The organism is Pseudomonas sp. TE36184, assembly GCF_054060055.1.
Window position 1 is genome coordinate 5,259,402 of record NZ_JBSSCU010000001.1, and the last position, 13,528, is coordinate 5,272,929.

At 61.3% G+C, this 13,528-nt stretch carries 16 protein-coding genes; 8 read left to right on the plus strand and 8 right to left on the minus strand.

Annotation, left to right across the window (positions count from 1 at the left end):
* Positions 1 to 9: 9 nt before the first annotated feature.
* From trpE to ACVWZP_RS23635, 5 genes are all read left to right on the plus strand, one after another.
* Positions 10 to 1,491 (plus strand): anthranilate synthase component I, encoded by a 1,482-nt coding sequence (trpE, locus tag ACVWZP_RS23615; RefSeq protein ID WP_046381870.1) that lies wholly within the window; start codon positions 10 to 12, stop codon positions 1,489 to 1,491.
* Positions 1,492 to 1,511: 20 nt separating this feature from the next.
* Positions 1,512 to 2,105, plus strand: a complete 594-nt coding sequence (locus ACVWZP_RS23620) for an aminodeoxychorismate/anthranilate synthase component II (protein ID WP_102618118.1) — start codon at positions 1,512 to 1,514, stop codon at positions 2,103 to 2,105.
* Between the two features lie 9 nt (positions 2,106 to 2,114).
* Positions 2,115 to 3,164: an anthranilate phosphoribosyltransferase gene (gene trpD / locus ACVWZP_RS23625; protein ID WP_017847791.1), complete on the plus strand. Its 1,050-nt coding sequence runs from the start codon at positions 2,115 to 2,117 to the stop codon at positions 3,162 to 3,164.
* On the plus strand, positions 3,161 to 3,997 hold the full coding sequence (gene trpC / locus ACVWZP_RS23630) for an indole-3-glycerol phosphate synthase TrpC (protein WP_046381871.1): 837 nt from the start codon (positions 3,161 to 3,163) through the stop codon (positions 3,995 to 3,997). The genes trpD and trpC overlap by 4 nt, the downstream gene beginning before the upstream one ends.
* 167 nt (positions 3,998 to 4,164) lie before the next feature.
* Positions 4,165 to 4,860, plus strand: a complete 696-nt coding sequence (locus tag ACVWZP_RS23635; RefSeq protein ID WP_457370192.1) for a lipoate--protein ligase family protein — start codon at positions 4,165 to 4,167, stop codon at positions 4,858 to 4,860.
* On the opposite strand, the gene crp is transcribed toward ACVWZP_RS23635, so the two are convergent.
* Entirely contained in the window at positions 4,857 to 5,501 is a 645-nt protein-coding gene (crp, locus tag ACVWZP_RS23640; protein ID WP_017847788.1) for a cAMP-activated global transcriptional regulator CRP, read from the minus strand. The two genes, ACVWZP_RS23635 and crp, sit on opposite strands and share 4 nt — an antisense overlap.
* Before the next feature lie 248 nt (positions 5,502 to 5,749).
* On the opposite strand from crp, the gene ACVWZP_RS23645 reads away from it, so the two are divergent.
* Entirely contained in the window at positions 5,750 to 6,172 is a 423-nt protein-coding gene (locus ACVWZP_RS23645) for an OsmC family protein (RefSeq protein WP_005792019.1), read from the plus strand.
* Positions 6,173 to 6,229: 57 nt separating this feature from the next.
* Here ACVWZP_RS23645 and coq7 read toward each other — a convergent pair whose 3' ends face one another.
* From coq7 to hemJ, 6 genes are all read right to left on the minus strand, one after another.
* Positions 6,230 to 6,877, minus strand: coding sequence for a 2-polyprenyl-3-methyl-6-methoxy-1,4-benzoquinone monooxygenase (coq7, locus tag ACVWZP_RS23650; protein ID WP_017847787.1), 648 nt, complete (start codon positions 6,875 to 6,877; stop codon positions 6,230 to 6,232).
* A gap of 118 nt (positions 6,878 to 6,995) precedes the next feature.
* The gene (locus ACVWZP_RS23655) at positions 6,996 to 7,334 is read right to left on the minus strand and encodes a histidine triad nucleotide-binding protein (protein ID WP_017847786.1); all 339 of its coding nucleotides are present in this window, start codon (positions 7,332 to 7,334) and stop codon (positions 6,996 to 6,998) included.
* Between the two features lie 46 nt (positions 7,335 to 7,380).
* Complete coding sequence (locus ACVWZP_RS23660; RefSeq protein WP_017847785.1) at positions 7,381 to 8,169, minus strand: SDR family NAD(P)-dependent oxidoreductase; 789 nt, start codon at positions 8,167 to 8,169, stop codon at positions 7,381 to 7,383.
* A gap of 63 nt (positions 8,170 to 8,232) precedes the next feature.
* Entirely contained in the window at positions 8,233 to 9,183 is a 951-nt protein-coding gene (locus ACVWZP_RS23665) for a DUF805 domain-containing protein (RefSeq protein WP_017847784.1), read from the minus strand.
* 69 nt (positions 9,184 to 9,252) lie between these two features.
* The gene (locus ACVWZP_RS23670; protein ID WP_079444811.1) at positions 9,253 to 10,215 is read right to left on the minus strand and encodes an NAD(P)H-dependent flavin oxidoreductase; all 963 of its coding nucleotides are present in this window, start codon (positions 10,213 to 10,215) and stop codon (positions 9,253 to 9,255) included.
* Between the two features lie 24 nt (positions 10,216 to 10,239).
* Positions 10,240 to 10,668 (minus strand): protoporphyrinogen oxidase HemJ, encoded by a 429-nt coding sequence (gene hemJ, locus ACVWZP_RS23675; RefSeq protein WP_017847782.1) that lies wholly within the window; start codon positions 10,666 to 10,668, stop codon positions 10,240 to 10,242.
* A 136-nt stretch (positions 10,669 to 10,804) separates the two neighbouring features.
* Here hemJ and argC point away from each other — a divergent pair, with 136 nt between their 5' ends.
* Positions 10,805 to 11,839 carry an N-acetyl-gamma-glutamyl-phosphate reductase gene (gene argC, locus ACVWZP_RS23680; protein ID WP_457370193.1) on the plus strand — a complete coding sequence of 345 codons (1,035 nt, stop codon included), beginning with the start codon at positions 10,805 to 10,807 and terminating at the stop codon, positions 11,837 to 11,839.
* Positions 11,840 to 12,004: 165 nt separating this feature from the next.
* Entirely contained in the window at positions 12,005 to 12,355 is a 351-nt protein-coding gene (gene erpA / locus ACVWZP_RS23685) for an iron-sulfur cluster insertion protein ErpA (RefSeq protein ID WP_007906865.1), read from the plus strand.
* Positions 12,356 to 12,433: 78 nt separating this feature from the next.
* Here erpA and ACVWZP_RS23690 read toward each other — a convergent pair whose 3' ends face one another.
* On the minus strand, positions 12,434 to 13,525 hold the full coding sequence (locus ACVWZP_RS23690) for an anhydro-N-acetylmuramic acid kinase (protein WP_026140132.1): 1,092 nt from the start codon (positions 13,523 to 13,525) through the stop codon (positions 12,434 to 12,436).
* Positions 13,526 to 13,528: the final 3 nt, after the last annotated feature.

A 13,528-nucleotide genomic window follows, 5' to 3' on the forward strand; every position in this document is an offset into this window, starting at 1 on the left:
AGGCACCTCATGATCCGCGAAGAATTCCTGCGCTTGGCCGCTGCCGGCTACAACCGTATCCCTCTGGCCTGCGAAACCCTGGCCGACTTCGACACGCCGCTGTCGATCTACCTGAAGCTGGCCGACGCGCCAAACTCCTACCTGCTTGAATCGGTACAGGGCGGCGAGAAGTGGGGCCGTTACTCGATCATCGGCCTGCCGTGCCGCACCGTCATGCGCGTGTACGACCATCACGTCAGCATCACCCATGACGGCGTCGAGATCGAAAGCCATGACGTCGAAGACCCACTGGCCTTCGTCGAAACCTTCAAGGCGCGCTACAACGTGCCGACCATCCCTGGGCTGCCGCGTTTCAACGGCGGCCTGGTCGGGTATTTCGGCTACGACTGCGTGCGTTATGTGGAAAAACGCCTGGGTAAATGCCCGAACCCCGATCCATTGGGCGTTCCGGACATTCTGCTGATGGTCTCCGACGCCGTGGTGGTGTTCGACAACCTCGCCGGCAAGATGCATGCAATCGTGCTGGCCGACCCCGCCCAGAGCGATGCGTTCGAGCAAGGCCTGGCCAGCCTCGAAGCCCTGCTGGAAAAACTGCGCCAGCCGATCACCCCGCGTCGCGGCCTGGACCTGCGCCGTCCGCCGGCGGCCGACCCGGTGTTCCGCTCCAGCTTTACCCAGGATGACTACGAGCGGGCGGTCGATACCATCAAGGAATACATCCTCGCTGGAGACTGCATGCAGGTGGTGCCGTCGCAACGCATGTCCATCGACTTCAAGGCCGCGCCGATCGACCTGTACCGCGCGCTGCGTTGCTTCAACCCGACGCCGTACATGTACTTCTTCAACTTCGGCGACTTCCACGTCGTCGGCAGTTCGCCGGAAGTGCTGGTGCGCGTCGAAGACAACCTGATCACCGTGCGCCCGATCGCCGGTACTCGCCCGCGTGGCGCGACCGAGGAAGCGGACCTAGCGCTCGAAGAAGAGCTGCTCAGCGACGACAAGGAAATCGCCGAGCATCTCATGCTGATCGACCTGGGCCGCAATGACACCGGGCGCGTCTCGGAAATCGGTTCGGTGAAGTTGACGGAGAAGATGGTCATCGAGCGCTACTCCAACGTGATGCACATCGTCTCCAACGTCACTGGCGAATTGAAGGCCGGCCTGACCGCGATGGACGCGCTGCGGGCGATTCTGCCGGCGGGCACCTTGTCGGGCGCGCCGAAGATTCGCGCGATGGAGATCATCGACGAGCTCGAGCCGGTCAAGCGCGGTGTCTACGGCGGCGCCGTGGGCTATTTCGCCTGGAACGGCAACATGGACACCGCCATTGCGATTCGCACGGCGGTGATCAAGGACGGGGAACTGCATGTGCAGGCCGGTGGCGGGATCGTCGCCGACTCGGTGCCGGCCCTCGAATGGGAAGAAACCCTGAACAAGCGCCGCGCCATGTTCCGTGCAGTGGCGTTGGCTGAACAGACCCCCCAGGGCTAAGAATTCTTGAGGTTTCCCCCATGTTGCTGATGATTGATAACTACGACTCCTTTACCTACAACGTTGTGCAGTACCTGGGCGAACTCGGTGCCGAGGTCAAGGTGGTGCGCAACGACGAACTGACCGTCGCCGAAATCGCCGCCCTGAACCCGGAGCGCATTGTGGTTTCGCCGGGGCCCTGCACGCCGACCGAGGCGGGCATCTCCCTGGAGGCGATCAAATACTTCGCCGGCAAGCTGCCGATCCTCGGCGTGTGCCTGGGCCACCAGTCCATCGGCCAGGCGTTTGGCGGTGAGGTGGTGCGGGCGCGCCAAGTGATGCACGGCAAGACCAGCCCGGTGTTCCATAAAAACCTCGGTGTGTTCGAAGGCCTCAACCTGCCGGTCACCGTGACGCGCTACCATTCGCTGGTGGTCAAGCGCGAAACCCTGCCCGACTGCCTGGAATTGACCGCCTGGACCCAGCTGGAAGACGGCTCGGTCGACGAGATCATGGGCTTGCGCCACAAGACACTGAACATCGAAGGGGTGCAGTTTCACCCCGAGTCGATCCTGACCGAGCAGGGCTACGAGCTGTTCGCCAACTTTCTCAAGCAGAGCGGCGGCACGCGCTAAGGACTTTTCATGGATATCAAGACTGCCCTGAGCCGTATCGTCGGCCATCTGGACCTGAGCACCGCGGAAATGAGCGATGTGATGCGTGAGATCATGACCGGTCAATGCACCGACGCGCAGATCGGCGCGTTCATGATGGCGATGCGTATGAAGAGCGAGAGCATCGACGAAATCGTCGGCGCCGTGTCGGTGATGCGCGAGCTGGCGGACAAGGTCGAGCTCAAGACCCTCGACGGCGTGGTCGACGTGGTCGGCACCGGCGGTGACGGTGCGAATATTTTCAACGTGTCCACGGCGGCCTCCTTCGTGGTCGCGGCAGCGGGTTGCACCGTGGCCAAACACGGCAACCGAGCGGTGTCCGGCAAAAGCGGCAGCGCGGATCTGCTCGAAGCGGCCGGGATCTACCTGAACCTGACCCCCGTACAAGTGGCGCGCTGCATCGACAACGTGGGCATCGGCTTCATGTTTGCGCAGTCCCACCACGGCGCGATGAAACACGCCGCCGGCCCGCGCAAGGATCTCGGCCTGCGCACCCTGTTCAACATGCTCGGCCCGCTTACGAATCCGGCCGGTGTGAAGCATCAGGTAGTCGGCGTGTTCAGCCAGGCGTTGTGCCGGCCGTTGGCCGAAGTGTTGCAGCGCCTGGGCAGCAAGCATGTGCTGGTGGTGCATTCCAAAGATGGCCTGGACGAATTCAGCCTGGCGGCGCCGACCTTTGTGGCGGAGCTGAAGAATGATCAGATCACCGAATATTGGGTCGAGCCTGAAGATCTCGGCATGAAGAGCCAGAGCCTGCACGGCCTGGCAGTGGAAAGCCCGGCGGACTCCCTGGCGCTGATTCAGGACGCCTTGGGGCGTCGCAAGACCGAAAACGGCCAGAAAGCCGCCGAAATGATTGTGCTCAATGCCGGTGCCGCGCTTTATGCCGCCGATCACGCCTATAGTCTTAACGAAGGCGTGGCCCTCGCGCATGATGCATTGCACACCGGCCTTGCCCGCGAGAAGCTCGAAGAACTGGGGGCCTTTACTGCGGTGTTCAAGATGGAGAATGAAGGATGAGTGTGCCGACCGTTCTGGAAAAGATCCTGGCCCGCAAAGCCGAAGAAGTCGCGGAACGCCGTGCCCGCGTGAGCCTGGCCGAGCTGGAAAGCCAGGCGAAAATCGCCGATGCGCCGCGTGGCTTCGCCAAGGCCTTGATCGCCCAGGCCAAGCTCAAGCAGCCGGCTGTCATCGCTGAAATCAAGAAGGCCTCGCCAAGCAAAGGCGTGATCCGCGAAAACTTCGTACCGGCCGACATCGCCGTCAGCTATGAGAGAGGCGGGGCGACTTGCCTCTCCGTGCTGACTGATGTCGATTTCTTCCAGGGTTCCGACCTGTTCCTGCAACAGGCCCGCGCCGCGTGCAAGTTGCCGGTGATCCGCAAGGACTTCATGATCGATCCATACCAGATCGTTGAAGCCCGTGCCCTGGGCGCCGACTGTGTGCTGCTGATCGTCTCCGCGCTGGATGACGTGAAGATGGCCGAGCTGGCGGCCGTGGCCAAAAGCGTCGGCCTCGACGTGCTGGTGGAAGTCCACGACGGCGATGAGCTGGAACGTGCGCTGAAAACCCTCGACACACCGCTGGTGGGGGTCAACAACCGCAACCTGCACACCTTCGAAGTCAGCCTGGAAAACACCCTCGACCTGCTGCCGCGTATCCCGCGCGACCGCCTGGTGATTACCGAAAGCGGCATTGTTAACCGCGCCGACGTAGAACTGATGGAAATCAGCGACGTGTATTCGTTCCTGGTGGGCGAGACCTTCATGCGCGCCGAGAACCCGGGCGCCGAACTGCAACGCCTGTTCTTCCCGGAGCGTGGTGTGGCAGTCAGCGGTTCGACCCTGGATTGATCAAACCGGGGTCAGTATTTGAAGTGCGGTCAACATGTGGGAGGGGGCTTGCCCCCGATGGCGGTGTATCAGTTGATAGATGTACTGACTGACACTCCGCCATCGGGGGCAAGCCCCCTCCCACATTCACATTGGGTTTTGTGTTTATTCAGCGAGGTAGGTGTTCGATGATCCAGCCAGTATCGATGAGCGTCGAAGCCGGGCTTGCTGCCGAGCAAAACCTGCTGGCGGCTGTTTGTGCAGGGGAGCAGGCGTTTGGCCTGCTGTTCTGGCAACCCAGCGACCAGGCATTGGTGATGCCGCGTCGTTTGAGCCGCTTGCCGGCGTTCGAGCTGGCTAGCCAGGTGTCGGCGCAGGCCGGCTGGCCGGTGCTGTTACGCGAAACCGGCGGCGAGCCGGTGCCGCAATCAAACGCCACGGTCAATATCGCCCTGGTCTACGCACCGCCGCGCAGCGAAGGCGATCAGGGGCGCATCGAAACCGGCTACCTGCGTTTGTGCCAGCCGATCTGTGACTTGCTGATCGAACTGGGCGGCGATGCTTCCGTCGGCGAAATCGACGGCGCGTTCTGCGACGGCCGCTACAACGTCAACCTCAATGGCCGCAAAATGGTCGGCACCGCCCAGCGCTGGCGTCAAAGTGGTGGCCGTCCGGTGGGGCTGGTACACGGAGCCTTGTTGCTGGACAACGATCGCGAAGAACTGATCGCGGCGGTCAATCGCTTCAATCAAGCCTGCGGCCTGGAACAGCGCGTTCGCGCCGACAGCCATATCGCCCTGCACGAAGCTTTCCCCGCACCGGACGCGCTCAGTCGGCTGGATGCGTTGTACCGGCAGATGCTGGCCAGCTTCCTGCCGGTTTAACGGGTGCCGAACACCACCATCGTCTTGCCTTTGACGTCTACCAGGTTGCGTTCTTCCAGATCCTTGAGCACGCGACCGACCATCTCCCGTGAACAACCGACAATGCGCCCGATCTCCTGGCGCGTGACTTTGATCTGCATGCCATCGGGGTGAGTCATCGCGTCGGGCTGCTTGCACAGCTCCAACAGGCAGCGGGCCACACGGCCGGTGACATCAAAGAATGCCAGGTCGCCGACTTTGCGCGTGGTGTCCCGCAGGCGCTGGGCAATCTGGCCGCTCAGTGCATAGAGGATGTCGGGATCGTGCTGGGTCAGTTCACGAAACTTCGTGTAACTGATCTCGGCCACTTCGCTCTCGATTTTGGTCCGCACCCAGGCACTGCGCTCCTGTTCTTTGCCGGCTTGTTCAAATAACCCCAGTTCGCCGAAGAAATCGCCGGTATTGAGGTAGGCAATGATCATCTCGCGGCCGTCTTCATCCTCGATCAGGATGGTGACCGAGCCCTTGATAATGAAGAACAGTGTTTCGGAGCGTTCGCCTGCGCAGATGATGTTGTGCTTGGCCGGGTAACGACGACTCTGGCAATGCGTCAGCAGTCTGTCGAGATTCTTGATCTTGGGTATGGGAGTAAAAGCAACCATGGTTGTATCCCGAAAAAGACTGCACAGGGTGGTTGGAATTGTTTTTATCCAGCTGTATCTGCATTGATACACGTTGTACAAAGGATGGCAATGCGCCATTCATTTGGCGCCAGCTTACCAGACACATTGTGACTCGATTAGCCAATTTACCGGGTAACTGTGGCGATTGATGGCTTTACGCGCAAAAGCTGCCGGCCGCGGGTCGTGTGCTAAGCTGGCGACCCTTTTTTAGCAGTGGAGTCTGGGCGATGAAGGCACGCATCCAATGGGCGGGCGAAGCCATGTTCCTCGGTGAGTCGGGCAGTGGCCATGTCGTGGTCATGGACGGTCCGCCGGAAGCCGGTGGCCGCAACCTGGGCGTACGCCCGATGGAAATGCTCCTGCTTGGTGTAGGCGGTTGCAGCAATTTCGACGTGGTCAGCATTCTGAAAAAGTCCCGCCAGGCCGTGGAAAGCTGCGAAGCCTTCCTCGAAGCCGAGCGTGCGACTGAAGATCCCAAGGTGTTCACCAAGATCCATATGCATTTCGTGGTCAAGGGCCGGGCGCTGAAAGAAGCCCAGGTCAAACGTGCCATCGAGCTGTCGGCCGAGAAGTATTGCTCGGCGTCGATCATGCTGGGCGCGGCCGGTGTCGCCATTACCCATGATTACGAAATCATTGAGTTGGGCTGATCCAGGGATTCGTCGGCAATAAAGACAGGGCGCTTTGATAGCGCCCTTTTTTGCAGGTTAGATGCGGTAGGTGCTTTTGGTCATGACCTTGGCCATCAGGCTCATGCCAAACCTCACCGGCGCCGGGAAGCGGAAACCACCGGCGTCCAGTGCGCTTTCTGCGTGGTGTTCTTCGTCGATACGCATCTGTTCAAGAATCGCCCGGGACTTTTCGTCTTCGGTCGGTAACTGTTCCAGGTGCTCATCCAGGTGCTTGCATACTTGCTGTTCCGTGGCTGCGACAAACCCCAGGCTGACTTTGTCGCTGATCAAGCCGGCTGCGGCGCCAATCCCAAACGACAGGCCATAGAACAGCGGGTTCAGCACGCTGGGATGGCTGCCCAATTGGCGAATGCGTTGCTCGCACCAGGCCAGGTGGTCGATTTCTTCCTCGGCGGCATGCTCCATGGCTGCGCGCACTTGCGGCAGCTTGGCGGTCAGCGCCTGGCCCTGGTACAGCGCCTGGGCACAGACTTCGCCGGTATGGTTGATACGCATCAGGCCGGCGACGTGGCGGGTGTCGGTCTCGTTCATCTGTGCATCGGGCTGCACGATGGCGGGCGACGGGCGATACGGCTGGCCGCTGAATGGCAGCAGCGTGCGTATGGCCGTGTCGGCTTGCAACAACAGACGGTCAATTGGCGAGTAGTGACGTTGGGTAGTCATGCTGACCTCCGGGAAGAATCTCGGCGGCCAGTTTACCGCAAGAGAGGGCGAAGCGTTTGCGTTGAGTCAAGGGCATGGGGTCGCATGCGGGAGGCCGGCGACCCGTGTGTCAGGCGTATCAGCCCGGCGGCCAGTTCATCTGGCGCTGACCCAGCACATGCATGTGGATATGGTAAACGGTCTGTCCACCGTCTTCATTGCAGTTCATCACCACACGAAAGCCCTTCTCGCAGCCCTGTTCCAGGGCCAGGCGCTGAGCGGTGAACAGGATGTGCCCAGCCAGGGTTTTGTCGCTTTCGGTCAGATCGTTCAGGGTGCGGATCGGTTTTTTCGGGATAACCAGAAAATGTACCGGCGCTTGTGGGGCGATATCGTGGAAGGCGAGGACCTGATCATCTTCATAGATGATCTTCGCGGGTATTTCTCTGTTGATGATCTTGGTGAACAGAGTATCCAAAGCTGTTTCTCCATGGTGAATGTGCAGGGTGAGTGTACTCAGGCCTTCAGCGCGGGCAATAGGCCTTGTTGATCGCGCCGGCGAGCTTGCGGGTCAGCCAGCGTGGGCTCAAGCGCGGACTGAAGGCGAGCCAGCGATTGCGGCGGCCGGGGATGATGATGGCTTGGTTTTTTTCCAGGGCGCGCACGGTGTAGAGCGCCACTTCTTCCGGGCTCATCAAGTGCGCGCTGCGCTCGAGCTTGGCGGTGTCCATTTGCGCCGTGCCGAAGAAGGCCGTGCGCGTCGGGCCGGGGCACAGCACCGAGACCTTGATGCCGCAGGTTTTCAATTCTTCGCGCAGACCTTCGGAGAAGTGCAATACATAGGCTTTGCTGGCGTAGTAACTGCTCATCCACGGGCCGGGCTGGAATGCGGCGATCGAGGCGACGTTGAGGATCTGCCCGCCGCCATGCAGGGCCATGGCATTGCCGAGGGCGTGACACATACGGGTCAGGGCGAGGATGTTGACTTCGATCAGGTCCTGCTCGGTCATCCAGTCCTGGGCCAGGAACGGCCCGCTGGTGCCCATGCCGGCGCAGTTGACCAGCAAGTCGATCTGCCGCTCGCCTTCCTCAAGCTCCAACAGGAACCCGGACAAACGCAGCGGCTCACCCAGGTCGCAGGCGCGGAACAGCACCTCGACGCCGAAGCGTTGCGTCAATTCGATTGCAATGCTTTCCAACTGATCACGCTGGCGGGCCACCAGAATCAAGCTGCGGCCACGCCGGGCCAGTGCTTCGGCCAAGGCCAGGCCGATGCCGCTGGAGGCACCGGTGATCAGAGCGTAACGGGTCATGCCTTTCTCCATCGCAACGCCGCCGGACCTGTGACAGAGGCATCACAGGCGGCGGGCGTTTTTTCACTGTTCTGGAGAGTCTACAGGTTCGGCCGCGTCGTCAGCACTTTGCACGTCTTCTTCATTGACGATCACGCTTTGATCGGCGTCTTCATCGGAGGTGATGGAGCTGCTTTCGTAGCTGCTGTCCACGTTGCTTTCGAGTTGGTCCAGGTAGCCGTTCATCCCCAAGGCCATCAAGATGATGAGCATCAACGGAATAAATGCCAGCCACAGGGAGGCCAGGACTTTCACTGCCGTGGAGTTGCGCGGTGGCGGCGCACCGTACTGGTTGGCGCCGGTGTTACCTGGCAACACCAGCAGCAGCAGCGGGAAAATGCTGTTCACCAGCGGCACCAGGTTCAGCAGGTACAGCCAGCCGGACCAGCCCAGGTCGTGCAGACGCTGCACGCCGATTTGCACGCTGACCCAGACAATCGCCACGAACAGCGCGAAACCCAGCAGCGAGCCCAGGATGATGCCCGCCGTCGGCGAAGCGGTCGCCACGGCGAAGCCGGCAGTGGCGAGGATGCCCGAGGCGACGAGCATCGCGACGGTGAGTACCAGCGTCCAGGCCAGGTAGCGCAGGCGACCGATGCGGCCATGGATCGTGAAGATCTTGAGCTCGGCGTACTCCGGCAAATCGTCGCCTACTGCGGCACGCGGTGGTGCATACGGGGAGGCGGCAGGGCGGGCAGAGGGCTCGGTCTCGTGGGTTTCGTCAAGGCTGAAGGCCACGGGCTGTTCGGCTTCGATACGCGCGTCGATCCCAGCGTTCTTCAGCGCGGTGAGGTAGGTTTCGGCATCGGGGCGCGCGAGGTCGCGCTTGAGGGCGACGGGGCGACCGGTAAAGAGCTTCTCGATGGCCTCAACGTTGCTTTTGAACAATTCGGCGAGATTCAGTTTAGCGGTGGTGCTTTCGACACCCGGGAGCAGGGCTCCATCAAACACAATCTTGAAACGGTTGTCGCTCATGCGGGCATCCTTGTCATGTTACAGGGGTGGGGGGCAGGCCCGCTTCAATGAGCGGGTCCGGCAAGTGTATCAGCGCGGCCAGCGCAACTGTGCCGCCTTCTCGCGGGCTTCGCGGTATTCGGCATCCAGGCGCGCAACGAGTTCATCGACGCCGGGCAAATCATCGATTTCACCGACGCCCTGGCCGGCAGACCATACGGTCTTCCAGGCCTTGGCCTCGTCGTTCAGCGGCTTGAGCTTGGCGCCGAAATTGACTTCGCCTTTGCCTTGCAGGGCGGCCAGGTCGAAACCGGCGTTTGCCAGGCTCTGGCGCATGAAGCTCGCGGGCACGCCGGAGACTGCGGCAGTGTGCACGATGTCGACGGCGCCTGATGTGAGCAGCATCTCTTTATACGCATCCGGCGCGTGGCTTTCGGCGGTGGCGATAAACCGCGTGCCCAGATACGCCAGGTCCGCGCCCAGTAACTGGGCGGCCAGGATCTCGTGCCCGTGGTTGAGGCAGCCGGCCAGCAGCAGGGTTTTGTCGAAGAACTGGCGAATCTCGGCGATCAACGCGAACGGGCTCCAGGTGCCGGCATGGCCACCGGCGCCGGCGGCCACGGCGATCAGGCCGTCCACCCCGGCTTCGGCGGCTTTCTCGGCGTGACGTCGAGTGGTGACGTCATGGAAGACCAGGCCGCCGTAGCTGTGTACCGCATCGACCAACGCCTTCACCGCGCCGAGGCTGGTGATGACGATTGGCACCTTGTGCTCGACGCAGATCGCCAGGTCTGCCTCCAACCGTGGGTTGCTGTGGTGGACGATGAGGTTGACGGCGTAGGGCGCAGGGTTGCTCAACTGCGCCAGGCCCGCTTCGATTTCCTCCAGCCAGGCCTTGAAACCACTGCTTTCGCGCTGGTTCAGTGCCGGGAAACTTCCGACCACGCCATTGCGGCAGCACGCCAGGACCAGTTGCGGATTGGAAATCAGGAACATCGGCGCGGCCACGACGGGCAGGCGCAGATGTTGTTCAAGCAAAGCGGGCAGCGACATTGGAGGTACCCCGAGGCATTGACGTTAGAACGGTTTGACCACGACCAGAATTACGATAGCCAGCAATATCAGAACCGGGAATTCATTGAACCAGCGATAAAAGACATGGCTGCGGGTGTTTTCGCCACGGGCGAAGCGTTTTACCTGTGCGCCGCACATGTGGTGGTAACCGATCAGCAGAACGACCAGGGTCAGCTTGACGTGGAGCCAGGCGCCCATATGGAAGAGGCCGGGGTTGAGGGCGATCATCCAGATGCCGAAGACCAGCGTGGCAAGCATCGACGGGCCCATGATGCCGCGATACAGCTTGCGCTCCATGACGCTGAAGCGTTCCTTGCTGACGGTGTCTTCGCTTTGGGCGTGATAGACGAACAGGCGCGGCAGGTAGAACAGCCCGGCAAACCAGCACACGATGCTGACGATATGGAAGGCTTTGACCCATAGATAAAGCATTTTTAGTTATTCCCAGGTTCACGGTAACTGAAGATAGTAGTGGCTCATGCGTCCTTACGTCACCTTGGCGGTTGTCGCAGGACAATGCGGCCCCTATTATCGACGGCTTTCCAGTGGGTTCTTTGAGGGCAGGTTTATGGTCAAGGTCGGTATCGTCGGCGGCACGGGTTACACCGGTGTCGAATTGCTGCGTCTGTTGGCGCAGCATCCGCAAGCTGAGGTGGTGGTCATCACTTCCCGATCCGAGGCCGGCCTGGCTGTGGCCGATATGTACCCGAACCTGCGAGGCCATTACGACGGCCTGACGTTCAGCGTGCCGGACATCAAGACCCTCGGCGCCTGTGACGTGGTGTTCTTTGCCACCCCCCACGGCGTGGCCCATGCGCTGGCCGGCGAGTTGCTGGCCGCGGGCACCAAGGTCATCGATCTGTCGGCGGACTTCCGCCTGCAGGATGCCGACGAGTGGGCCAAATGGTACGGCCAGCCACACGGCGCGCCGCAGCTGTTGGAAGAGGCGGTGTACGGCCTGCCGGAAGTCAATCGTGAGCAGATCAAGCAAGCGCGCCTGATCGCCGTGCCGGGTTGCTATCCGACCGCGACGCAGTTGGGCTTCCTGCCATTGCTCGAAGCCGGGCTGGCCGACGTTTCGCGCTTGATTGCCGACTGCAAGTCGGGCGTCAGCGGCGCCGGGCGTGGGGCGGCGGTGGGGTCGCTGTACTCCGAGACGTCGGAAAGCATGAAGGCCTACGCGGTAAAAGGGCATCGTCATCTGCCGGAAATCCGCCAGGGGCTGCGTCGCGCCGCCGGTAAGGATGTGGGGCTGACCTTCGTGCCGCACCTGACTCCGATGATCCGTGGTATTCACTCGACACTGTATGCGACGGTGGTGGATCGCTCGGTGGATTTGCAGGCGCTGTTTGAAAAGCGTTACGCCAACGAGCCGTTCGTCGATGTGATGCCGGCCGGCAGCCATCCGGAAACCCGCAGCGTGCGCGGCGCCAACGTGTGCCGGATTGCCGTGCATCGGCCGCAGGACGGTGATCTGGTGGTGGTGCTGTCGGTGATCGACAATCTGGTCAAGGGCGCTTCGGGCCAGGCGGTGCAGAACATGAACATCCTGTTCGGCCTGGATGAGAAGCTGGGCTTGTCCCACGCAGGCATGCTGCCGTAAGGCTGTCAGGTCGCCAAGCAGAAGGCCCGTCGATCGGGCCTTTTGTGTTTTTAATGGCGGCTGCGCAGATTGATATACCGTAACAATAGTTGACCGCTTTTCTAGGAGAAGCGGATAATACCGACCATTACGCATATGGCGGCGGTACGCCGGGAGATTATCAGCATGAGCGTTGAGTCCTTCACCCCCACGGCTTTGCAATTCACCCACGGTGCTGCGCACAAGGTGAAGAGCCTGGTCGATGAAGAGGGTAATGATCGCTTGAAGCTGCGCGTATTTGTTACGGGCGGCGGTTGTTCAGGGTTTCAGTACGGTTTTACCTTCGATGAAGAAGTGGCCGATGACGACACCATCGTCGAGCGCGAGGGCGTGAGCCTGGTTGTGGACCCCATGAGTTTCCAATACCTGGCAGGCGCCGAGGTGGATTACCAGGAAGGTCTGGAGGGTTCGCGTTTCGTGATCAAGAACCCTAATGCCACGACTACGTGTGGTTGCGGGTCTTCGTTCTCGATCTGATCGGTAGCGGATATAAAAACGCCGCTTGGCTTTGATCGGCCAAGCGGCGTTTTGCTGTCTGCGGATTCTGGCGGGCAGTCAGGCGGGGTAGATCGCGCCCAGCACCCGTAGCCCGCGTGCGCCAGTGACGCTGGGGCGGTTGGCGGCGATGCCTTCGAGGCAGCAATGGGCCAGCCACGCAAAGGCCATGGCTTCGACCCAATCGGGGTCTACGCCGCAGGTGGCGGTGCTGCTGACCTGGGTCGATGGCAATAGCGTGGCCAGGCGCTTCATCAGCGTGCGGTTATGCGCGCCGCCGCCGCAGACAAGCAGGGTGTTTGTCTGGGGTTGGGCGGTTTGCAGGGCCTCGACGATGGTCAGGGCCGTCAGTTCCAGCAGCGTGGCCTGGATGTCCTGGGGGGCGAAGGCGGGCAAGCGCGCCAGGTGCTGTTGCAGCCATCCCAGGTTGAACACTTCGCGCCCGGTGCTTTTCGGGCCTTTGGTCAAGAAAAAAGGGTCACTGAGCAGCGCGTTGAGCAACTGAGGTTCGACTTTGCCGCTGGCGGCCCATTGACCCTCGCGATCAAAGTGTTCGCCGCGCTGTTGATGAATCCAGGCATCCAGCAAGACATTGCCCGGGCCGCAATCGAAGCCGGCTACGGGTTTGCCGGTCTCGATCAGGCTGAGGTTGCTGAAACCTCCGACGTTCAAAACCGCACGATTCCCGCTGCGTTCGTCAAACAGTGCTTCATGAAAGGCCGGTACCAATGGCGCACCCTGGCCACCTGCGGCAACGTCGCGGCTGCGGAAGTCGCTGACCACGGTAATGCCGGTCAATTCGGTGAGCAAGGCAGGGTTGCCGATCTGTACGGTGAAGCCGCGTGCCGGTTCATGGCGGATAGTCTGCCCATGGCTGCCGATCGCGCGAATGTCCTGGGGCTTGAGGTTGTGCTGGTCGAGCAGGGCATGGATGCCCTGGGCGGCGAGTGTCACCCAGTGCTGCTGGGCCATTGCCGAGCGGGCGATCTCATCCGGGCCGCTGGCGCACAGGCCAAGCAGCTCCGCGCGCAAGCTGTCTGGCATGGGGATGTAGTGAGTGGCGATCAGCTTGATCGCCGCCTCTTGTTCGATCAGGGCGATATCCAGGCCATCGAGGCTGGTCCCTGACATCACACCTATATAGAGCGGCATACC